Source organism: Burkholderia sp. JP2-270, assembly GCF_003233675.1.
Classification (GTDB): domain Bacteria; phylum Pseudomonadota; class Gammaproteobacteria; order Burkholderiales; family Burkholderiaceae; genus Burkholderia; species Burkholderia pyrrocinia_C.
On record NZ_CP029825.1, the window covers coordinates 982250 to 1005857 of the forward strand.

Here is a 23608-nt window from a genome sequence, read left to right on the forward strand (position 1 = left end):
CAAGGCGGGCTGACGTGGGCGTGTTACGCGCCGGTCAGAACTTCCACAGGATGTTGCCGAGCACCGCGTTGTCGCGCACGCCGCTGCCGTACTGACCGCTGTACGTGAGGCCGAGCGTCAGGCGCTTCGTGATGTTCGCGTCGATGCCGGCCTCGAGCACTGCGCTGTCGCGAGCAATCGGCACGCCCGACACCTGGAACGACGTGCCGCCGTTCGCGAACGTGAACGCCGACGACGGCCGCACGTTGCCGAACGCATGGCGCCAGCCGACCGTCCCGCGCACGGTGAACGTGCCGCTCGCGATCGAGCCGAGCTGCGACGCCGCGCGCAGGCCGAGCGTCGAGAAGCCGACGTGGGTCGTCTCGCCGCCGGCGCGCAGTGCTGCCGCGCCACCGCTTTCCGTATAGCCGTCGGTATGCAGGTTCACGTACGCGATGCCCGCGAACGGTTCGATCGCGACGGGCCCGACCGGCAGCGCGTAGCCGACTTCGCCGAACACCTGCGCCGAATTCGCGTTGTAGCCGGCCGAATCGTGATCGGAGAAGCCCGCGAAACCCGGATAACGGTCGCTGTTGATCCGGTACCACGTGTACGACGCGCCGCCGCGCACGCCGAGCGCGCCGTACTGCGCACCGCCGTACAGCGACAGGTAGTAGCTGTTCACCGACGCCGACGAACTCTGGTCGTTGTCGAGCGAGCTATGCGTGACGCCCGCGGCCAGGCCCGCGCGCCACTTGTCGTTGAGCGCCATGTCGGCACCGGCGATGAAGCCCGTCATGCTGCGCTTGATCGTCGATGCGTTGCCGTCGCCGGCAAGCCGGCTGCGGCCGCCGAACGCCTGCCCCCAGACGACCGGCTGGTAAGGCGTGCCGCCGTAGCAGCCGTCGCGCGAACCGATCCGGCGTTCCGGCGGCAGCGTCGGGTCGACCGCGCCGGCCGTGTTGTCGCCGCACAGCGCGGCACCGCCCGACGACAGCGCGGCGAGCGGGCCCGATCCGGACGCGAGACCCTGGCGGACGCGATCGGTCACCGCGTCGCGCACATAGCGGCTGTCGAGCAGCAGCATGCTCTTCAGGCTCGCCTGCAGTTCGCCGTCGAGCAGCCCGTATGCGCGGCGCGCGGTGCCCGCGTCGGTCGTCAGCACCGCGTCGTACAGCGGATTGCCGGCGCCGAGCCCGCCGAGCGCGGTCGCGACCGCGCGCTGGTTCGGCGTCGTCGCGACGTCGGGCAGTGCGGTGCCGTTCCCGACCAGTTGCAGGTACACGTGATCCGGATCGTAGCTGAGCGTCGGCATCAGGAACGCGTAGTTCGCAGTCACCTGGCTGAATGCGCCCTGCACGCCCGACGATGCGGTGAGGATCGTGTAGGTGGTGCCCGGCTGATAGCCGGTCTGGTTCGCGAGCACCTGCACGGTGCCGCCGTTCAGCGTCGCCGTGCCCGTCGCGGCGATGCTGCCGCTTTGCTGCGGTGTGGCCACGACCTGGAACGTCGAACCCGGCTGGAACGTGACGTTGCCGGCGACGTTCAGCGCCGTGCCGGGCTGCGATGCGGCCGCCGTCGCGCCGCCCTGCACCACGAGGCCGCCGATCGTGCCGGTGCCCGTCAGCGTCGCGCCGTTCTGCACGGTCACGGCTGACTGGGCGAGCGAACCGTTGACGGCGAGCGTGCCGGCGCTGACGGTGGTCGGGCCGCTCAGCGTGTTCGTGCCCGTCAGCGTCAGTTGCCCGCTGCCGGCCTGCGTCAGCGAACCGGTGCCGGACAGCACGCTTGCAACCGTCACGCTGCCGGACTGATTGAACACCAGCGCGCCGTTGTCGACGACGTTGCCGCCGATGCTGCCCGACGTGCCGCCGTTGCCGAGTTGCAGCGTGCCACCGGCGGCGATCGTGGTGCCGCCCGTGTACGTGTTGCTGCCGGTCAGCACCTGCGTGCCGCTCGCCACCGTGACGGCGCCCGTGCCGGCGATCGTGCCGCCGAATGCGGTGCCGGCGCCGTTCAGCGTCAGCGCATTCGCGCCGAGGCTCACGTTCGTGCCGGCGACGCCGCTCAACGCGCCGATCGTCTGCGCGCCTGTCGCGCCGCTCACGTCGAACGTCGCGCCCGCGCCGGCGAGATTCACCGCGCCGCCGGACGCGAGGCTGCCGCCCGCACCCAGCGCGAGCGTACTGCCGCCGTCGATCGTCGTGCCGCCGGTGTATGTGTTCGCACCCGTCAGCGTTTGCGTGCCGGCACCGGCGACCGTCACACCGCCGGTGCCACCGATCGTGCCACCGAAGGTCCCGCCGCTGCCAGCCAGCGTCAGCGCGTTGGCACCCAGGTTCACGTTCGTGCCGGCCGCGCCGTTCAGCGCACCGATCGTCTGTGCGCCCGACGCGCCGCCCAGATCGAACGTCGCGCCGGCACCGGCGAGATTCACCGCACCCGTCGACGCGAGGCTACCGCCCGCGCCAAGCACCAGCGTGCCGCCGCCGTTGATCGTCGTGCCGCCCGTATACGTGTTCGCACCCGTCAGCGTTTGCGTGCCCGTGCCGGCGAACGTCACGCCTCCGGTGCCGCCGATCGCGCCACCGAAGGTCCCGCCGCTGCTGCTCAGCGTTAGCGCATTGGCACCCAGGTTCACATTCGTGCCAGCCGCACCGTTCAGCGCACCGATCGTCTGCGCGCCCGACGCGCCGCTCAGGTTGAACGTCGCGCCCGCGCCGGCGAGGTTCACCGTGCCGGTCGATGCAAGGCTGCCGCCCGCACCCAGCGCGAGGGTGCTGCCGCCGTCGATCGTCGTGCCGCCGGTGTACGTATTCGCGCCCGTCAGCGTTTGTGTGCCGGTGCCGGCCAGCGTCAGCCCGCCGGCGCCGCCGATCGCGCCGCCGAAGGTCCCGCTGGCGGTCCCGCTCAGCGTCAGCCCGTTGCCGCCGAGACTCACGTTCGTGCCGGCGACGCCGCTCAATGCGCCGATCGTCTGCGCACCCGTCGCACCGCTCGCGTCGAACGTCACGCCCGCGCCGGCGAGATTCACCGCACCTGTCGACGCGAGGCTACCGCCCGCGCCGAGCGCCAGCGTGCCCGCGTTGATCGTCGTGCCGCCGGTGTAGGTGTTCGCAGCAGTCAGCGTGGTGGTCGCCCCGCCATTCTTCACGAGTGCGCCCGCGCCGGAAATCGCACCGCTCAGCCCGAGCGCGTTGCTGCCGCCGAGCGTGAGCGCCGCACCCGTGCCGAGATTGACCCCGTTGCTCACAGTAAGGCTCGCGTTCGTATCGAGCGTCGCCGCGCCGCCGACGGTCAACGCGCCGATGCCGAGTGCCGAGCCGTTGCCGAGTATGAGGCCGCCGCTGTTCAGGTTCGTGCCGCCGGTATAGGTATTCGCACTGTTAAGCGTCTGCGTGCCGGTGCCGGCCAGCGTCAGGCTGCCCGCGCCGCCGATCGTCCCGCTGAACGTGCCGCTGGCGGTCCCACCGAGCGTCAGTGCGTTGCCGCCAAGGCTGATGTTCGTTCCCGCGACGCCCGACAGCGCGCCGAGCGACTGCGCACCCGTTGCACCGCTCAGGTCGAGCGCCGCGCCCACGCCGGCCAGGTTCACCGCACCGGTCGACGCGAAGCTGCCGCCCGCGCCGAGCGCCAGCGTGCCGCTGTTGATCGTCGTGGTGCCCGAGTACGTGTTTGCGCCGGTCAGCGTCGTGGTCGCCGCGCCGTTCTTCACGAGGCTGCCGGTGCCGGAAATCCCGCCGCTCAGCGCGAGGGCGTTGGTGCCGCCCAGCGTGAGCGCTGCGCCCGTGCCGAGATTGACCGCGTTACCGACCGTCAGGCTCGTGTTCGTATCGAGCGTCGCCGCGCCGCCGACGGTCAGCGCGCCCGTGCCAAGCGCCGCGGCGTTGCCGAGCACGACACTGCCGCTGTTCAGGTTCGTGCCGCCCGTATAGGTGCTTGCGCCGTTCAGCGTCTGCGTGCCGGTGCCGGCCAGCGTCAGGCTGCCCGCGCCGCCGATCGTCCCGCTGAAGGTGCCGCTGGCGGTCCCACCGAGCGTCAGCACGTTGCCGCCGAGGCTCACGTTCGTGCCCGCCACGCCCGACAGCGCACCGATCGCCTGCGCACCGCCCGCGCCGATGTCGAGCGCCGCGCCGGCGTTGGCGAGATTCACCGTGCCCGTTGCCGCGAGACTGCCGCCCGCGCCGAGCGCCAGCGTGCCCGCGTTGATCGTCGTGCCGCCTGTATACGTGTTCGCGCCCGTCAGCGTGGTGGTCGCCGCGCCGTCCTTCACGAGGCTGCCCGCACCGGAAATCGCGCCGCTCAACCCAAGGGCGTTGCTGCCGCCCAGCGTCAACGTGGTGGCCGTTCCGAGATCGATTGCGTTGCCGACCGTCAGGCTCGTGTTCGTATCGAGCGTCGCCGCGCCGCCGACGGTCAGCGCGCCCGTGCCGAGCGCCGAGCCGTTGCCGAGCACCAGGCCGCCGGCGTTCAGCGTCGTGCCGCCAGTATAGGTGTTCGCGCCGGACAGCGTGACCGCCGCCGCGCCGTTCTTCACGAGACCGCCGCCGCCGGCGATCACGCCGCCCAGGCCGATTCCGGTGCTGCCGACGAGCGTCAGCGTCGAGCCCGTCGCAATATTGATGCCGTTCGTGAGCGATACGTTGGTGGTTGCATCGAGCGCCGACGAACCGGTGACGTTCACCGCGCCGAAGCCGAGCGCCGCATTGCTGCCGACGGCAAGGTTGCCGCCATTCAGGTTCGTGCCACCCGTATACGTGTTCGTGCCCGTCAGCGTTTGCGTGCCGGCGCCTGACAGCGTCACGCTGCCCGCCCCGCCGATCGTGCCGGCATAGGTCGCATTGGCGCTGCCGTTGAGCGTCAGCGAATTGCCGCCAAGGTTCACGGTCGTGCCGGCCGCGCCGGCCAGCGAGCCGATCGCCTGCGCGCCCGATGCGTTGCTCACGTCGAACGTCGCGCCCGCGCCGGTCAGGTTGACCGTGCCCGTCGCCGCCAGGCTGCCGCCCGCGCCCAGCGCGAACGTCCCGCTGTTGATCGTCGTGCCGCCGGTATACGTATTCGCGCCGGTCAGCGTGGTGGTCGCCGCGCCGTTCTTCACGAGGCCGCCGGCTCCGCCGATCGTGCCGGCCAGCCCGAGATCGTTGCTGCCGCCGATCGTCAGCGTCGTGCCGGTGGCGAGATTGACCGTGTTGTTGAGCGTCACGTTTGCGCTCGTGTCGAGCGATGCGTTCGTGTTGACGTTCAGCGCGCCAGTGCCGAGCGATGCATTGTTGCCGACGACCAGGCCGCCGCCGCTCAGGTTCGTGCCGCCCGAGTACGTGCTCGCACCCGACAGCGTCAGCGTGCCGCCGTCGTTCTTCGTCAGCGCGCCGCTGCCCGTCACCGTACCCGACAGCGTGAGCCCGGTCGCGCCCTGCACCGTCAAGCCGCCGCCGTTGAGCGTCACGTTGTTGGAGACGTCGAGCCCTGCCGCGCCCGCCTGCAGCGCGCCGCCATTGGCCGTGATGGTGCCGGTGCCGAGCGACGCGTTGTCGCCGATGATCGCGACGCCGCCATTCAGCGTCGCGTCCTGAGCGGTTGACGCACCGTTGATCGTCCAGTTGCCGCTGTTGACGTCGAGGTGGTTGAAGTTGATGTAGTTGTTGACCGCGATCGTACCGTTCGCGGTGGCGCCCTGCTGCAGATTGAGCGTGTTGTTGCCGCCAGCGCCGCCGTCGACGACACCCGTCGCCGCGACGTTTAGCGTGTTCGGGCCGACCGTGATGTTGAACGCGCTGCCGGTGCCGCCCGCCGCGTTGACCGACGAGCCGGTCACGGCATTGAACGTGTTGGCGCTATTCGCGCCCATCGACACGCCGCCGTTGATCGTGCCCGAGTTGGTGAACGTATTGCCCTGCCCGGGCGCGCCGTTCGAGCCGAACGACACGCGGCCGTTGATCGTTCCGCTGTTGCTCATATTGACCTGGCCGCCGCCGTAGGCGGCGACCACGGGCGCGTCCGCGCCGACGAGGGTCGCGCCGACCAGCGGGTTGGACCCGATCGTGCCGGTGTTCGTGATGTGCGACGTGCCGCCGGTGCCGTTCTGAACCGACAGCGCCATGCCCGTCACGCCGCTGATCGCCACTCCCGTCGAGCCGTTCATCGTGCCGTTGTTGACGACGGTGGTGTACGTGCTCGCCGACGCATTGCCGACCACCGCGCCGCTCGACAGCACGCCGAGCCCCGAGCCGAGCACGGACGGATCGATCGTGCCGTTGTTGGTCAGCGTGTTGTTATTGCCGGTCAACGACATCGCCGTGCCGCCGACGCCGAGCAGCACGCCGACGCTCGCGCCGGGGTTGACCGTCGCGTTCAGGTTGTTCGCGCTGTTCGCGTAACTGGGAGCCAGCGGGTTCGCAACGCCGGAACAGGTCACCGTGGTGCCTGCCGTGCTGCAGGTCGCATGGGCGGGAACGACGCCGGCGCCGGACAGCGCCAGGAAAACACCCGTCGGCAACAGCAGTCTCGGAAACGGCTCGCCGGCTTTTTTCGAACGCGCAAGATCCATGCTTTCCCTCGATATTGGTTATGGTGTTGCGGCTGCAGCTGACGGCACGCAGCAGAAAATCGCGAATAAAGGCATGCACACCGGCGGTCGCGATGCGACGTCGGCATATTCATGAGTAAGTTTTTAACCAGCCCCGGGTTGCGGACGTGAAACTAGCCGAATGACATGATGGCGGCCCCTGTTTCTCTGCAGCGAATTTTTGGTTTATTTGATTACTTCCCTGCTTTTTGTCAGACAAGGCTATATCAAACTCACGCCATTTTCCAGTCGATGTTCACCCATCGGATCAGGGCCCACAATGGATGTATTTTTTACCCGCCGCCGCATGCTTGCAGCAGCTCCCCGCATGTTTTTCGCCTGTTTATTTTGATTTTTCTCGAAAACAACGGAATCGCGGGCACCCGTAAAAACGCCAATATTCGGCTTCGATTCAACGCGCACGAATTTTGCAGCGCAGTATTTTCATGCTGACGAATCGCCGATACATATAATCAGCACCCGCTTAATAACAGATAAAAACCGGACTTGCATGCAATCGGCAAAATCGTTTCGATTTCCGTCTTGGATCGAACCTGAAACGCGAATCGTTATCGCCTGTCCGGCACCGATGACATCCGCGCGGCCGGCGAGAAAGCAAAGGAAAGAACGCCGTATCCGGCGTGAAACGGCAGGAAACCCGAAGGAAGGAGAAAATCAGGCGCCGGACGCGTTTGCCCCCGTGCGCCGTCTTATGAAAACAGGCTCATCAGGTAAAGCATCGGCCGGAACGAGACCGGCCGCGCGTCGGGATTCACCCACAGACGCACCGCATACACCGCGTAGGCCGGCACCTCGCGCCAGCTCGAATAGACATCGCGCAACTGGAAGCGGCTCGGATACGCGGCGGAGATGTTCGCCCGCGCGATGCCGACGCGCTCGAACGCAAGGCGCGCCCGCGCAAGGTGGTAGTACTGGCTGACGATCAGCACGCGCGACAGGCGGTGCGCCTGCAGGTACGCAAGCGTGTGCTGCGCGGTCGCGAGCGTGTTGTCGCCCTGGTCGTCGACGGCGATCCGGTCGGCCGGCACGCCGCGCGCCACGAGATAGTCGCGCATGGCCGTTGCCTCGTTCAGCCCGGGGCCGTCGATCGCGCCGCTGACCAGAAACGCCGGACACTGCCCCGTGCGGTAGCAGCGCACGCCGACGTCGAGCCGGGCCGCGAGCACCGGCTTCGGCGCGCCCGTATCGTCGAGCGCGTTGCCGAAGATCACGGCGACGTCGGCCGGCTCGCTCGGCATCCGCATCCCGTACGCGACGAGCGCGACGGCCGCGGCAACCCAGATGCCCGCGACGACGGCCAGCAGGCGGCCCGCTCGGGCCGCAAAGCCCCGTTTGGTTTGGTAATTCAAGGTTTTCGGTCTCTCAGGTCGTCGGGCGTATCGGCCGGCCCGGCCCGGCATGGGCGCGTAACGCTAGCACGGCGCGCTCGCGCGTGTCCACGCGGCAGGCCAATGCAGGGCCGCTACCGACCTGCTGGAAAGAAGGCCGGCTCGCTTTGAGATGGGAGGCGGGCCGACGCTACGGAGATCGAAAGAATGTGAACGGCTGCGTTGCGCAGTGATGCCCGACCCGGCCCGAATCGAACCGCGTCAATCGGCCGGACACATCGCCAGCCGCCCCATCGCCTCGCCGGCGCCGCGTACCGCGCAGGTGGCCGGCTCGTTGGCGATCCGTGCGATCACCCCCGTCTCGTCGTACAGCAAGCGCTCGAGATCCGCGAGCAGCGCGCCGCCGCCCGTCAGCACCACGCCGCGATTCGCGATGTCGGTCACGAGTTCGGCCGGCGCGTTTTCCAGCACCGACTTCACCGCGCCGATCACCTGCTTGAGCGGCGCGGCCAGCGCGTCCGCGACGTCGTGGTTGGACAGCTCGATCGAGCGCGGCAGGCCGTCGCCGATGCTGCGCCCCACCGCGCGCGTGGTCGTGCGCGGCACCGCGCTGGTGGCCGAGCCAATCGTCTTCTTCACGTGCTCGGCCGTCTGCTCGCCGAGCAGCACGCCGTACAGGTTGCGGACATGGTTCACGATCGCCGCGTCGAACTGGCTGCCGCCGACGCGGATCGCTTCGCGGTAGACGATGCCGCCGAGCGCGATCACCGCGACTTCGGTCGTCCCGCCACCGATGTCGATGACCATCGAGCCGACCGGCTCGGTCACCGGCAGGCCCGCGCCGAGCCCGGCAGCCAGCGATTCCTCGATCAGTTCGACCTCCGACACGCCGGCCGCGAATGCTGCCTCGCGGATCGCGCGGCGCTCGACGGCCGTCGCATCGGATGGCACGCACAGCGTGACCTCGACGCGGCGGCCGAAGCGCGAACGCGTGCGCGACATGTCGATGAAGCTGCGGATCATCTGTTCGGCCGCGTGCGCGTCGGCGATCACGCCGTGCCGCATCGGCCGCACGGCTTCGAGATGCCCCGGTTCGCGGCCAAGCAGCGCCTTTGCGCGCTCGCCGACGGCCTCGAGCGTCGGCCGCGCGTCGTTCGCGCCGGCCTTGCGGAAGCAGATGACCGACGGCTGGTTCAGCACCACGCCGCGCTCGTGCGTATAGATCTGCGTACTCGCCGTCCCAGGGTCGATCGCAACGGGTTGCGCAAACAACTTTCCGAACAGCGGTGTCGACATATCAAGCCTTTTTGAACGATCGGGCCGGGACGGCCCCGCCGCATCCCCGCGGCGCGCCTGCCGCCCCATCATGAAGTTAGCGGCAAATCGTGCCGATACTTTAGCCAATTCCGATGATTATTTCGCGACGAAATTGCCGAAAACAGCGCTTCGAGGGTGTCGGACTCCGAAACAGCCGCTCGCGTTGCGCCCCCAAAACACGGTAATCTCTCGGTCTTGCCTGCTCCCGGCAGGCTTCAGACGCCCGATCACGCCAGGTATTTCCTCCATGACAGCGACCGTTTCCTCCCGGTGGGCGCGGGTGCGCCCGCTCTGCACGACGCTCGTCGCCTTCTGGTGCTGCACGGTCACCGCGCAGCCGCTGCCGGCCTCCGCCACCGCGCCCGCCCCCGCTGCGGCCGGCACGCCGGTGGCCGCAGCCCCCGCCGCAACGCCCGCCGCCGCGCACGACTGCACAGCCGACGGCGGCCCGGCCGGCCGGCCGTCGATCGGCCTCGTGCTGTCCGGCGGCGGCGCGCGCGGCTACGCGCACCTCGGCGTGCTGAAGGTGCTGGAGGAAAACCGCATCCCGGTCGACTGCATCGCGGGCACCAGCATGGGCGCGGTGGTCGGCGGCCTGTACGCGAGCGGAATGGCGGCCGACGACATGCAGAAGCGCCTGTCGGAGGTCAACCTCGCGGATATCGCGTTCGACGTGACGGACCGCGCGGACCTGCCGCAAACCAGCCGGGAAGACGAACGCCTGTACATCAACGGCCTGACGCTCGGCTTCGGCAAGAGCGGCGTGAAGGCGCCGGTCGGCCTCGTACAGGGCAACCGGCTGCAGGCGCTGCTCGCCGACTGGACCGCCTCCGTGCCGACCAACCAGCCGTTCGACCGGCTGCCGATTCCGTACCGCGCGGTCGCGACCGACCTGCAGACGGGCCAGATGGTCGTGCTCGACCACGGCTCGCTGCCGCTCGCGATTCGCGCGAGCATGGCGATGCCCGGCCTGTTCGCGCCGGCCGAGATCAACGGCCGCGCACTGGTGGACGGCGGCCTCGTCAGCAACCTGCCGGTCGACACCGCACGGCAGATGGGCGCGAACGTCGTGATCGCCGTCGACATCGGCTCGCAGTTGCGCCCGCTCGACGCACTCGCGTCGCCCGCCGACGTGATGCAGCAGATGGTCGGTATCCTGATTCGCCAGAACGTGTCGGCCCAGCGCCGGCAGATCACCGCGAACGACGTGCTGCTCACGCCCGAGCTCGGCTCGCTCGGCTTCACCGATTTCCAGAACGCGCGCCAGGCCATCTCCGCCGGCGAAGCGGCGGCAACCGCCGCGCTGCCGCGCCTGAAGCGCTACGCACTGCCCCCCGACGAATACGCCGCCTACCGCTCCGCGCATGCGCAGCCGCTGCCGCCGCCGGTCCGGATCACGCGCATCGAGATCAAGACGAGCGGCGGCGTGCCGAAGCGCGTCGTCAGCGACGCGCTGCACGTGAAGCCCGGCGACCTCTACGATCCGCAGTCCGTCAGCCAGGATCTGCTCGGGCTCACGACGGGCGGCAACTTCGAGAGCGTCACCCAGCAGGTCGTGAGCCACGGCAACGACAACGTGCTCGAGATCAATGCGCGCGAGAAATACTGGGGGCCGAATTTCCTGCTGTTCGGCCTGGGCATGTCGAGCAGTTCGACCGACGAGGGCGGCTTCCGCCTGCATGTCGGCTACCGGCGGCCCTGGCTCACCGAATCGGGCCTCGAGTTCCGCGCGGATACGACGATCGGCAGCGACCTGCAGTCGGCGCGCGTCGAATTGCGCCAGCCGCTGCCGATGGCGTACGGTGTCTATGTCGCGCCCTACGCCGAATACCAGCGCCGCTACGCGAACCTGTACGACAACTCCGGCGACGTTAAGGTCACGCAGTACCTGATGCAGACCGCGCGCGCCGGGATCGATCTCGGCCTGCCGATCGCGCGGCTCGGCGACTTCCGGATCGGTCTCGGCTACGTGGCCGGACACGGCTCGCCGACCTACAACGTGCCGTTCGACGACGGCAGCGGCCAGACGCTGCTGTGGCCGAGCTTCACGTCGCGGGCGCTGACCGCGCGTGCGCGGCTCGTCATCGACCAGCTCGACGATCCGATGTTCCCGCGCAAGGGCTATTTCACCGAACTGCGCGTCGAACGCTCGCTGGTATCGCGCAATAGTGGATCGGCACAGGAGTTCGACGACGGGATCAATGACGCGCCTTACACCGAGATCTACGGCAAGGCGATGATTGCGCAGCAGTTCGGCCGGCACAGCGTCAGCGCGACGATCGAGGGCGGCAAGAGCATCGGCGGCACCAACCTGATCAACGCCTTCAACTTCACGCTCGGCGGCTTCCAGCATTTGTCCGCCTATGCGGCCGACCAGTTGAACGGTAACGAGCTCGCGTACGGCCAGATCACCTACATGAATCAGTTGATGACATTCAACGCGTCGCCGATCAAGGCGCTGTCGGTGGGCGCCAGCGCGGAAGTCGGCAACGTCTGGTCGAGCGGCCAGCAGATCGGCGGCGGCGCGCTCAAGCAGAGCTATACGTTCTTCACGAGCCTGTCGACCGCGTTCGGGCCCGTCTACATCGGCGTTGCGCTCGCGCCCGGCGGCCGCCGCAACTTCTATCTGCAGCTCGGCCGCACGTACTGACGCGCCCGCGTCGCGCGAAACGGCCTGTCGCGCCTGCCGTCAGGACGACGGGCCGGCCGCGACGCGCGCCGTGCCGATCGGCCAGCTGATCTCGAAGCGCGCGCCGCCGAGCTCGACCGGATCGACGACCGCGATCCGGCCGTTGTGCGCATGGAGCACTTGCCGCGTGATCGACAGGCCGAGCCCGTAGCCGCCGGTGCGGCGGTCGAGGCGCACGAACGCGTCGAAGATTCGTTCGCGCTCCTGCTCCGGCACGCCGGGGCCGTCGTCCTCGACGAAGATCCCGATGTTGCCGTGCTCCATCGCGATGCCGACGACGATCCGCGATTGCGCATACTTGCTCGCGTTGCGCAGCAGGTTACGCATCGCGTACGACATCAGCCGCCGGTCCATCTTCACGCGCAGGTTCGACTCGAGCGCGACGCGCGACTCGATCGTGCACTCCGGATACAGCAGCTGCGCGTCGTTGACCTGATGCTCGAACCACGCGACGGGCGCGGTCATCTCGAGGTTCGACTGCAGCGAACTGTATTCGAGCCGCGCGAACGTGAGGCTCATGTCGATCAATTCCTCGAGCTCGGTCACGTCCTGCGCGATGCTCTCGAGCGCGCCCTGGTATTCCGCGGCAGAAGCGGGCTCGCGCAGCATCTCCAGCGCGAAGCGCACGCGTGCGAGCGGCGTGCGCAGCTCGTGCGAGATGCCGTTCGTGAGATCGCGCTGCGCGGCGATCAGCCGCTCCATCCGCATCGCGAGGGCGTTCAGCGTCCGCGCGAGCGGGCCGATGATCACGCTGTGCGATTCGCGTGCGCGCGTGTTGAAGCGCCCGCCGGTGAAATCGATCGCGCGTTCGCGCACCATCACGAGATCGGACCAGACCGGCCGCATCCACCGGTACGCGGCGAGCGCGGGCGCGGCGAACACGAACGCGAGCACGATCCAGATATCGCCCGGCAGCGCGTCGAACGCATGCCACACGACCTGCGGCGACAATTCGACGCACAGCGCCAGCGCCGGCACGAGCGCGGTCAGCAGCACGAGGCCGAGCAGGTGCAGGTAGGTGCGCACGTAAAGGCGCGACCAGCTCGGAATGCGGTCGGCGCGCGTATCGGTCCACGCGCGGCGGAAATGCAGCCAGCGCCATCTGACATAGCGCAGTGTCGACAATGGCGGTGCATCGGGGTGCGAACGGGCTCGTCGGATCATCGCGGCTCCCGGCTGGCGGGCGGAATGCCCGCGCGGAACGTGACGGCGTCGCCTGACGGCGGCGTCATTCCCACGCGTGCTTGCTGAATTGGTAACCCTTGCTGCGGATCGTCTTGATCCGCTGCGGGTTGCTCGCGTCGTCGCGCAGCTTGCGGCGCAGCTTCGAGATGCGCCCGTCGATCGTGCGGTCGAGGCCGTCGAATTCGACGCCGCGCAACTGCAGCATCAGGTCGTCGCGGCTGACGACTTCGCCCGCATGGCACACGAGCGCCCACAACAGGTCGAATTCGGCAGACGTCAGATCGGGCGTGCTGCCGTCAGGCAGCACGACGGTGCGATCGGTGCGGTCGATCGAGAACTTTCCGAATGCATAGCGTTCGGGCTGCGACGCGGCGCTCTCGGGCGTGCGCGCGGGCGCGCGGCGAAGCTGCGCCTTGATCCGCGCGAGCAGGATGCGCGGCTCGACCGGCTTGTGCACGTAGTCGTCCGCGCCGAATTCGAGGCCGAGCAGTTCGTCGAACGGCTCGTCGCGCGCCGTCACCATGATGATCACGCCGTCGTACTGCTTGCGCGCCTCGCGGCAGATTTCGAAGCCGTCCTTGCCCGGCAGGTTCACGTCGAGAATCACGAGATCGGGACGAATGGACAGGATCGCCGACACCGCGGCGTCACCATGCAGCACAGTGTCGACTTCATAGTCGTTCTTGCGCAGGTAGCCGGCGATCAGCGTGGACAGGCGGGTGTCGTCTTCGACGAGCAGGATGCGAAAAGACATGGGCAGCGGTCGGGTCATCGGGGTAGCCGCGGCGGCGCCGGCCGGTGCCGGACGCCGGCCATCGGCCGAAACGTACCGCATGATACTGCGCCCGCCGCTTGCCCGTTTGCCGGTCTTGAAAATAAGGGCGCGATGTCGGCCGCGCTTGACGAATCGGCGCCGGGACGGTTCCATACGGGCTCGCCGGAATCCGGGCCACGCATCTACCCTGCCTGACGTGATGAATTACCAGACCATCCTCGATCGCATCCACACCGAACTCGCCCCCTGGATTGGCCAGGGACGGGTTGCCGACTATATTCCCGAACTCGCGAAAATCCCCGCCGACAAGTTCGGGATGGCTGTCGTGACACTCGACGGAAACGTTTACACGGTCGGCGACGCGTACGAGCGCTTCTCGATCCAGAGCATCTCGAAGCTGTTCGCGTGCACGCTCGCGTTCCAGTTGCTGGGCGATGCGCTGTGGGAACGGGTCGGCCGCGAGCCGTCCGGCACCGCGTTCAATTCGCTGGTGCAGCTCGAAAGCGAGCGCGGCAAGCCGCGCAATCCGTTCATCAACGCCGGCGCGCTGGTCGTCACCGACGTGCTGTGCCGCCGCTTCGTGAAGGCCGAGACGGCGCTCGTCGAATTCGTGCGGCGGCTGATCGGCGCGAACGATATCGACTACGATTCGCGTGTCGCGCTGTCGGAGCTGCAGCACGCGGAGCGCAACCGCGCAATGGCGCACTTCATGGCGAGCTTCGGCAACATGCAGATGCCGCCCGACACGGTGATCGACGCGTATTGCCGCCAGTGCGCGATCACGATGAACTGCGTCGAGCTCGCACGCGCCGCGCTGTTCCTCGCGAACGGCGGCGTCGCGCCGGTGACCGGCGAGCGGATCGTCGATTCGAGTTCCGCGAAGCGGCTGTCGGCGCTGATGCTGACCTGCGGCACCTACGATGCCGCTGGCGATTTCGTGTATCGCGTCGGGCTGCCCGCGAAAAGCGGCGTCGGCGGCGGGATCGTCGCGGTGCTGCCTGGGGAGATGGCCGTGTGCGTGTGGGCGCCGGGGCTTGATGCTAACGGGAACTCGCTGGCAGGGACGTTGGCGTTGGAGTGGTTGACGACGTATACGGGACGGTCGATTTTTTGAGGCGGCGAAGTCGAGCGTGACTCATTCTGTGCAATGCCGGACGCGCCAGCACACTGAACGGAGAATTCGTCCTCCGGCAGCAATCGACCCGAGACGGTCCGTCGGATTTGCCAGTAGCGGCCGTTCACCGCGGTGTCGGGATGTGGTGCGCCAGCCGCAGGCACAGCGCCAGTCAATGATCGAAGTAGAAGACACTCGGTCGGCGCCCATCGAGGGAAGACACTCGAAATCCCTGAAAAAGTGCTGTCCGAGAAGTTTTCGCCACGTCGGAAGAGTAAGCCCGAACCGCCGAAAAATCCCGCGCTTCGGTCTGAATCGAGCGCCATATCAATTTGATGGTACGTTTGGGCTGGCACGCGTCACCCTCGTTCATGACCCGCGATTTCCTTGCCTGCTTGCCCAAACGCTCCGAGTCATCGCGTCTCAACAGCACCCTGCTGCGACTTGTTCACCTGCTGCGACGGCGGTTTTGCCTTCGCTCGCCTTCTGCCAGCCGCCACCCAGCACCTTGTACAACGTGACGAGATTCGACAGCTTCGCGAGCTGGTCGGTCACGAGTTGCTGCTGCGCGGTGTAAAGCGTCCGCTGCGCGGTGAGCACGGTCAGGAAGCTGTCCGTGCCGGTCCGATAACGGGCCTGCGCGAGATCGTAGTAGTCCTGTGCGGATTTCACGTACTCGCGATCCGCATCGATCTGCGCAACATAGGTCGCGCGTCCGGCGAGCGCATTCGACACCTCCTTGAACGCGGTCTGAATCGCTTTTTCGTAATCCGCCACGTCGATGTCCTTCTCGATCTTCGCGACGTCCAGCGACGCCTTGTTGCTGCCGTAGTCGAAGAGCGGCAACGAAATCGACGGCGCGAACGCCCACGCGCCCGTCCCGGCCTTGAAGAGCTTCGACAGGCTGGAGCTTGACGTGCCGGCCGTCGCCGTCAGTTCTATCTTCGGGAAGAACGCGGCGCGCGCGGCGCCGATGTTCGCGTTCGCCGCCTTCAGCGTATGTTCGGCCGCAACGATGTCGGGCCGGCGCATCAGCAGGTCCGACGGAAGACCGGCGCCGATCTCCGCGAACATCGCATCGCTGTCGAGCAGCGTCGGGCCACCGTCGAGGTCGTCCGGCAGCGCGCAACCGATCGCCGCGGCCAGATCGTTGCGATCCTGCGCTACGGCCCGAGTGTATGACGCGACACTCGCTTTCGCCGACGCAAGCGACGTCTGCGCTTCGCGCACGTCCTGCAGCGACGCGCTGCCGATCCTCTGCATCGACACCGTGAGGTCGTAGGTGCGCTGGTTGGCCGCGACGGTGTCGGTCGCTATCCCGAGCATCGCCTCGTCGGCCCGCCATTGCAGATAGTCGGCCGCGACCGTCGCGACGAGCGCGAGTTGCGTGCTGACGCGCGACGCATCCGTCGAGAGGTAGTTCTCGAGCGACTGCCGCTTGAGGCTGCGCAGGCGCCCGAAGAAATCGATCTCCCACGACGTCGTGCCGACCGACACACTGCTCGACCGGCCGATCGTGCCGCCGCTGCGGGAATTCGTCAGCGAACCGCTCGCGTCGATCGACGGCCCGAGCGAGGCCCGCGTGATTCGGTACTGCGCCTCGTACTCGGCAACCTGGAGCGCCGCGACGCGCAGGTCGCGGTTGTTGTCGAGCGCGAGCTCAATCAGCTTTTGCAGCCGCGCGTCCTTGTAGAAATCGCGCCAACCAAGATCCGCAGCGAGCGGCGCCGCCGCACCGGCTGTCGACGATGCCCCCATTACCACGGCGTTCGTTCCGTCTGCGGCGCCGACAGTCCAGGTGCTCGCGATCGGTGCGACCGGCTGCCGATAGACAGGATCTAGCGAACACGCGCCGAGCGCGGCGACGCATACCAACGCCAGCAATTTCAGTTTCATGCTTCTTCCCTTGTGTGCCGCACGTCATTGCGACCTTGCTCGTTGAACAGGTTTCGCACGACGATGAAGAACACCGGTACGAAGAATATCGCCAGCACCGTCGCGGCGATCATCCCGCCGGCGACACCCGTGCCGATCGCGTGGCGGGCCGCCGACCCGGCACCGGTGCTGATCACGAGCGGCAGCACGCCGAACACGAACGCGAGCGACGTCATGAGGATCGGCCGCAGCCGGAGGTGCGCGGCCTCGAGCGTGGCTTCGATCAGTCCTTTCCCTTGCGCCTGCAGGTCCTTCGCGAATTCCACGATCAGGATCGCGTTTTTCGTCGACAGGCCGATCGTCGTCAACAAGCCGACCTTGAAGTACACGTCGTTCGACAGGCCGCGCAGGTGCGCGGCGGCGAGCGCGCCCAGCACGCCAATCGGCACGACGAGGATCACCGCCAGCGGCACCGACCAGCTTTCGTACAGCCCGGCAAGGCACAGGAACACGACAATCAGCGAGATCGCGTAGAGATAGGTTGCCTGCGAACCGGCGAGCACTTCCTGATACGACTGGCCGGTCCACTCGATGCCGAAGCCGGACGGCAGCTGCCGCGCGATTTTCTCGACCGCCTTCATCGCCTGGCCGGTGCTGACGCCCGGCGGCGTCTGCGCGCTCATCTGCATCGCGAGCGTGCGGTTGTAGCGTTCGATCTGCGGCGGGCCGAAGGTCCAGCGCGTGGTCGAGAACGCGGAAAACGGCACCATCACGCCATCGTAGGTCGAATTCGTCGTCGAATTCGACGACGAATCGGCGCGGACATACCACTGCCCGACGTCGGTCGGCATCATCCGGAACGGCGAGTCGGCCTGAACGTACACCTTCTGGATCCGTCCGGTATCGATGTAGTTGTTCACGTACGACGAGCCGAACGCAGTCGACAGCGTCGAGTTGATGGCGGAAATCGACAGCCCGAGCGCGCTGGCCTTCTCGCGATCGATGTCGACATAGAGCTGCGGCGAATCCTCCAGGCCGGACGGTCGCGTCATCGCGAGCGACGCATCCTTCGCGGCCAGCGCGACGAACCGGTTGCGCGCGGCCAGCAGCTTGTCGTGCCCCTGCCCCGAGCGATCCTCGATCTCGAAGTCGAGACCGCTTTGCGTGCCGAGCCCCTGGATCGCCGGCTGGTTCATCACGAAGACCTGCGCATCGCGCCGCGCCGCGAACGCGGCGTTCGCGCGGCTGATCATCGCTTGCGCGCTGTCGTGCGATCCGCGCTGACCCCAGTCCTTCAACTGAACGAACGCGAACGCGTTGTTCTGCCCTTGCCCGTTGAAACTGAAGCCGTTGACCGCCACCACGTGCGCGACGGCCGGCTGCTTCAGGAAATACTGCTCGACGGCCTCGACGGTTTTCAGCGTGCTCGACGCGGGCGTGCCGACCGGCGCCGACACGGACACCATGATCGAGCCCTGGTCCTCTTCAGGCAGGTACGAAGAAGGCAGCGTCATGAACAGCAGGCCGACGACGCCAGCAATCAGCGCGTACGCGATCATCCAGCGCATCGGTTTGGCGACGACGCGCGCGAGCGACGCACTGTATCCGGCGTTGCCCTTGTCGAACAGCCGGTTGAATGCGCCGATCACCCCGCGACGCTCGTGATGCGGGATGGACGACGGCGTGAGCAGCGTGGCGCACAGCGCAGGCGTCAGCGTCAACGCCAGCAGCACCGACAACACCATCGCGGACACGATCGTCACCGAGAACTGCCGGTAGATCGCGCCCGTCGAGCCCGAGAAGAACGCCATCGGAATGAACACCGCGGTCAGCACCGTCGTCACGCCGATAAGCGCGCCGGTGATCTGCCCCATCGCCTTCTGCGTTGCCGCCTTCGGCCCGAGCCCTTCGTCGGCCATGATCCGCTCGACGTTCTCGACGACGACGATCGCATCGTCGACCAGCAGCCCGATCGCGAGCACCATCGCGAACATCGACAGCACGTTGATCGAGAAGCCGATCGCCGACATCACGCCGAGCGTCCCCAGCAGCGCGACCGGCACGACGATCGTCGGAATCAGCGTCGCGCGCAGGTTCTGCAGGAACAGGTACATCACGAGGAACACCAGCACGACAGCCTCGATCAGCGTCTTCACGACTTCCTCGATCGAGATCTTCACGAACGGCGTCGAATCGTACGGGTAACTGATCGCGATGTCCTTCGGCAGCTGCTGCTGCAACTCGGCGAGCTTCGCGCGCACCTTGTTCGCCGTCGACATCGCGTTCGCGCCGGTCGACAGCTTGATCGCGAGCGCGGCCGCCGGCTTGCCGTCGAGCCGCGACGACGTGTCGTACGAATCGCCGCCGATCTCGACGCGCGCGACGTCCTTCAGCCGCACCTTCGACCCGTCGGTGTTCACGCGCAGCAGGATGTCGCCGAACTGCTCGGGCGTCGTCAGCAGGCTCGACGACGCGATGGTCGCGTTGAGCGCCTGCGTGTCCGTCGCGGGCGCGCCGCCCAGCTCGCCGACCGACAGTTGCACGTTCTGGTTCGTGATGGCCGTCGTCACGTCGGATGCGGTCAGCCCGACACTTTTCAGACTGACGGGGTTCAGCCAGATGCGCATCGCATGCTGGGCGCCGAACATCGTGACATCGCCGACGCCGCTCAGCTGTGTGAGCGTGTCCTGGATCTGCGTCGCGATCACGTTGCCGAGATCGATCGAGCTCAGCGAGCCGCCCGGCGACGACAGCGCAACGATCATCAGGAAGTTGCTGGACGCCTTCGCCACCTGAACGCCCTGTTCCTGCACCGTCTGCGGCAGCGATGCCGAGGCTTGCGTCACCTTGTTCTGCACCTGCACCTGCGCGATGTCGGCGTCGGTGCCGGGCGCGAACGTTAGCGTGATCGACGCCTGCCCCGCGTTGCTGCTGGTCGACGACATGTACAGCAGGTTGTCGATGCCGGACAGCTTCTGCTCGATCACCTGCGTGACGGTCTTCGCCACCGTGTCGGCCGATGCGCCGGGATAGGTCGCGGTCACACTCACCGAAGGCGGCGCGATCGTCGGATACTGTTCGACCGGCAGCCGCGTGGTCGCGGCACCGCCGGTCAGCATGATCACGATCGCGATCACCCACGCGAGGATCGGGCGCTGAATGAAGAATCCTGCCATGCCCCCTCCTTACGACTTCGCTGCCGGCGCGGCGCTCGTCGCGCCGGAGGCATCGGCCACCACCCGCACCGCCGCGCCGGCCTGCACCTTCTGCAGCCCGTCGACGATCACGCGATCGCCGGCCTTCAATCCGCTCGACACGATCCACCGGTCGCGATACGCGTTGTCGGCACGCACGGTCACCTGCTTCGCATGGCCGGTCGCGTCGACGATCCACACGCTCGCGCTGCCATCCGACGCACGCGTGACGGCGAGCTGCGGCACCAGCAGCGCGTTCGCATCGACGCCCTCATCGAGTCGCGCGCGCACGAACATCCCCGGCAACAGCTCGCTTTCGGGGTTCGGGAACACGATCCTCAGCGTGACGGATCCGGTCGTCTGATCGACGGTGATGCCGGAGAACTGCAGCACGCCGTCGTGCGGATACGGTGTGCCGTCCTCCGTCGTGAGCCGGACGATCGCACCATCGCCGGCGCGCTGCAGCCGGCCCGATGCATAAGCCTTGCGCAGCCGCAGCCATTCGGCGCTCGAACGCGTCACGTCGAGGTACATCCGGTCATAGGCGTGAATGGTCGCGAGCGCGGTGGTCTGGTCGGCCGTCACCAGCGCGCCCTCGGTCACCGACGATGCGCCGATCCGCCCTGAGATCGGCGCGGTGATCCGCGTGTAGCCGAGATTGACGCGCGCCGACTCCAGCGACGCGCGATCGGCGAGCACGTCGGCCTGCGCCTCGCGCACCGCGGCGATGGCATCATCGTTGTCCTGCGCGCTGACCGCGCTGATCTTCACGAGCTGCGCGTAACGCGCGGCCTTCGTCCGCGCCGACGCCAGCGACGCCTCGGCCTTCGCGAGCGTGCCGCGCGCCTGGTCGTAGGCGGCCTGGTAGCTGGCCGGATCGATCTGGTACAGCACCTGCCCGGCCTTCACGTCGGTCCCTTCGGCAAACAGCCGCTTGCGGACGATTCCGCCGATCTGCGGACGCACGTCGGACACCAGCAGCGCCGACAGCCGCCCCGACAGTTCCGTTTGCTCGACGATCCGCCGCGGCGCGACCGTCTCGACGGCGACCTCGACGGCGGCGGTGCCCATGCCGGCGGGCGCTGGCGCCCCGTCGCGATTGCCGCAGCCCGTCATGCCGAGCGCTGCGCATACGGCCAGTGCAGCGGACCAACCCACGATCCGGCTGTTCCGACGCTGCCCGGGCTGCCACGCCGGCGGCACTTTCCCGGCTTGCACGGCAACCGACAACGACGACCGCGCGATGCAAGACGCTAACTGCTTGTTCATGTGTACGACCATTACATTCGTCCGAATGTCGTGCACGATAAGTCAATCGTCATCTAAGTTGTTGATTCTTATGAGCATTCACATATTGTGTCGGGATTGACACAGACCAATCCCGTGCGCCGGAGTACATTTGTCGGCAAATGCGCACGGCGCACTCCGGCCCGAGACGCCTGGTACGCGTCCGGCGCCTGGCGCGCGCAGCAAAACAAGATCGCAACAACGGTGACCCGAATTGACCGGTACTCCCATCCTGATCGTCGAGGACGACGCTGACATCAGCGCGCCGCTCGCCGCCTTCCTGTCCGGCAAGGGCTATGTCACGCACGTGGCCGACAGCGTCGAAGCCGCTGACGCACTCCTCGCGACCGTCGACGTCGATCTGGTATTGCTCGACGTGATGCTGCCGGGCAAGGACGGGCTCGACCTGTGCCGTCGCCTGCATGCCGCGAAAGGCGGCCCGCGCATCATCATGCTCACCGCGCTCGACGATCCCACCGACAAGGTCGTCGGCCTCGAGTTGGGCGCGGACGACTACGTGCCCAAGCCGTTCGATCCGCGCGAGCTGCTCGCGCGAATCCGCGCGGTGCTGCGGCGCCCTGCCGCGCCGGAAGGCGGCGAGCGCCAGACGGCCACCGAACTGGTCGTGCAGTTCTCGGGATTCACGTTCTACCCGTATCGGCGTTTCGTGCGCTCGCCGGCAGGCCTGCGCATTCCTCTCACCGGCGCGGAAACGGATCTCCTGCTCGTGCTTTGCCAGCACGTGCGCAAGGTGCTCTCGCGCGACGAACTCATCAGCCTCACGCGCGGCACGAACTTCCCGATCTCCGAACGCTCGGTCGACCTGCTGGTGAGCCGGCTGCGCCGCAAGCTCGCCGGCGACGATCCGCTGGAGGAAATGATCCGCACCGTACGCGCGGACGGCTACGCGTTCCAGCCCGACGTGAAGGTCGTCTGATGCGCCGCATCCTTTCCACCACGCTCGGGCAGATCCTGATCATCCTGACGTGCTCGTCGATCGCCACGGCGCTGCTGTTCATCGCGCTGCTGTCGCACCACTCGCCGCCACCGCCGTGGCCATGGCAGAGTGCCTATCGCATCGCGAGTCTCGTCGAGGGCCTGCAGGTCGCACCGGAAAGCGCGCGCGACGCGATCGTCGGCGCCGCGCGGCAGCCGGCACTCAGGTCCCGGCTCACGCAGGCACCGTCCGCCTGTGCCGGCGTAACGCCGGACACCCAAAGCCTCGAAGCGATACTGAAATCCGAATTGACCGCCATCGCGGACGTCACCGTTCGCGCGTGTCCGGCCGGCCCACCCGGTGCGTCGATCCTGGTACGCGTTCCGCTCGGCAACCGGACGCTCGAAATCTTCACGGATCGGAACAAGGCCGATCAGCCGCGGTATTCGTTTCCCTTTTACGCCGCGCTGATCTTTCTCTGCATGGGCGTCGCGGCGCTGTCCACCTGGGCCATTTCGCGCGTGATCCGGCCGCTGCGGCGACTATCCGAGCAGGCCGATGCATTCGGCCGCGCGATGTCGGTCACGCCGATCGACGAGGAGGGCCCGCTCGAGATCCGCCGCGCCGCGCATGCGTTCAACCTGATGCAGGAGCGCATCACCGCTTCGATCCAGAACCGCACACGCATGCTGGCCGCCATCAGTCACGACCTGCGCACGCCGCTGACCCGCATGCGGCTGCAGCTCGAAATGGAGCAGACGGACAGCGTGCGCGACAAGCTGATCCGCAACATCGACCTGATGCAGACGATGGTCACGTCCGCGCTGACGTTTCTTGGCAGCGGAGCGGAGCGCGAACAGAAGGAGTGGCTCGATCTCGGCGCATTGATCGCGACGCTGTGCGACGAATACGAGGAGGCCGGCACGTGCATTCGTTACCAAGGCCCCGAGCAGATCCGCTTCTTCTGCCGGCCCGACGCGATGCATCGCATGCTAACGAACCTGATCGACAACGCCATTCACTTCGGCAGCAACGTCGCGGTGACCGCGGCAGTCGACGGCGCGAACGTGCGAATCGATGTCGTCGATGACGGCCCCGGCATTCCCGAAAACCGGCTGCGGGACGTGATCGAACCCTTCGTGCGGCTCGACCAGACGCGCAACGAGCGGCCCGGTAGCGTCGGGCTCGGGCTTTCGATCGTACGGGAGATCGTGCAGATGCACGGCGGCACGTTCGTGCTCGTCAACCGGAAACCGACGGGGCTCATTGCCCGAATTAATTTACCTGGCAATTGATGTAGTCGGGCACACGAGAAAGCAGCGGTAAAACCAACAACGATCGA

At 67.4% G+C, this 23608-nt stretch carries 13 protein-coding genes; 5 read left to right on the top strand and 8 right to left on the bottom strand.

The features are described 5' to 3' along the window. Positions 1-34: 34 nt before the first annotated feature. The gene (locus DM992_RS22335) at positions 35-6526 is read right to left on the bottom strand and encodes an autotransporter domain-containing protein (RefSeq protein WP_111018677.1); all 6492 of its coding nucleotides are present in this window, start codon (positions 6524-6526) and stop codon (positions 35-37) included. Positions 6527-6691: 165 nt separating this feature from the next. Between DM992_RS22335 and DM992_RS41760 the strand changes: the two genes are divergently transcribed. Then, a complete protein-coding gene (locus DM992_RS41760; protein WP_162631712.1) occupies positions 6692-6997 on the top strand; it encodes a hypothetical protein in 306 nt (101 codons plus the stop codon). A gap of 257 nt (positions 6998-7254) precedes the next feature. On the opposite strand, the gene DM992_RS22340 is transcribed toward DM992_RS41760, so the two are convergent. Together DM992_RS22340 and DM992_RS22345 are read right to left on the bottom strand one after the other, a co-directional pair. Continuing rightward, on the bottom strand, positions 7255-7914 hold the full coding sequence (locus DM992_RS22340) for a YdcF family protein (protein ID WP_111018678.1): 660 nt from the start codon (positions 7912-7914) through the stop codon (positions 7255-7257). A gap of 240 nt (positions 7915-8154) precedes the next feature. Further along, on the bottom strand, positions 8155-9189 hold the full coding sequence (locus tag DM992_RS22345) for a rod shape-determining protein (protein WP_111018679.1): 1035 nt from the start codon (positions 9187-9189) through the stop codon (positions 8155-8157). Positions 9190-9457: 268 nt separating this feature from the next. Between DM992_RS22345 and DM992_RS22350 the strand changes: the two genes are divergently transcribed. After that, positions 9458-11860 (top strand): patatin-like phospholipase family protein, encoded by a 2403-nt coding sequence (locus DM992_RS22350; protein WP_111018680.1) that lies wholly within the window; start codon positions 9458-9460, stop codon positions 11858-11860. 39 nt (positions 11861-11899) lie between these two features. On the opposite strand, the gene DM992_RS22355 is transcribed toward DM992_RS22350, so the two are convergent. Together DM992_RS22355 and DM992_RS22360 are read right to left on the bottom strand one after the other, a co-directional pair. Further along, positions 11900-13063: an ATP-binding protein gene (locus DM992_RS22355; protein ID WP_111018681.1), complete on the bottom strand. Its 1164-nt coding sequence runs from the start codon at positions 13061-13063 to the stop codon at positions 11900-11902. A gap of 64 nt (positions 13064-13127) precedes the next feature. Then, positions 13128-13838 carry a response regulator gene (locus DM992_RS22360; protein WP_111018682.1) on the bottom strand — a complete coding sequence of 237 codons (711 nt, stop codon included), beginning with the start codon at positions 13836-13838 and terminating at the stop codon, positions 13128-13130. A gap of 220 nt (positions 13839-14058) precedes the next feature. Here DM992_RS22360 and DM992_RS22365 point away from each other — a divergent pair, with 220 nt between their 5' ends. Then, positions 14059-14973 (top strand): glutaminase, encoded by a 915-nt coding sequence (locus tag DM992_RS22365; RefSeq protein WP_111018683.1) that lies wholly within the window; start codon positions 14059-14061, stop codon positions 14971-14973. Between the two features lie 423 nt (positions 14974-15396). On the opposite strand, the gene DM992_RS22370 is transcribed toward DM992_RS22365, so the two are convergent. From DM992_RS22370 to DM992_RS22380, 3 genes are read right to left on the bottom strand one after another with little or no spacing between them, the layout of a single operon-like run. Further along, positions 15397-16869, bottom strand: a complete 1473-nt coding sequence (locus tag DM992_RS22370) for an efflux transporter outer membrane subunit (RefSeq protein ID WP_111018684.1) — start codon at positions 16867-16869, stop codon at positions 15397-15399. Further along, on the bottom strand, positions 16866-20024 hold the full coding sequence (locus DM992_RS22375; protein WP_111018685.1) for an efflux RND transporter permease subunit: 3159 nt from the start codon (positions 20022-20024) through the stop codon (positions 16866-16868). The genes DM992_RS22370 and DM992_RS22375 overlap by 4 nt, the downstream gene beginning before the upstream one ends. A gap of 9 nt (positions 20025-20033) precedes the next feature. Further along, positions 20034-21158 carry an efflux RND transporter periplasmic adaptor subunit gene (locus DM992_RS22380; protein ID WP_239511462.1) on the bottom strand — a complete coding sequence of 375 codons (1125 nt, stop codon included), beginning with the start codon at positions 21156-21158 and terminating at the stop codon, positions 20034-20036. A gap of 385 nt (positions 21159-21543) precedes the next feature. On the opposite strand from DM992_RS22380, the gene DM992_RS22385 reads away from it, so the two are divergent. Further along, entirely contained in the window at positions 21544-22266 is a 723-nt protein-coding gene (locus DM992_RS22385) for a response regulator transcription factor (protein ID WP_111018686.1), read from the top strand. Then, positions 22266-23561, top strand: coding sequence for an ATP-binding protein (locus DM992_RS22390; protein WP_111018687.1), 1296 nt, complete (start codon positions 22266-22268; stop codon positions 23559-23561). Before DM992_RS22385 ends, DM992_RS22390 begins: the two co-directional genes overlap by 1 nt. Positions 23562-23608: the final 47 nt, after the last annotated feature.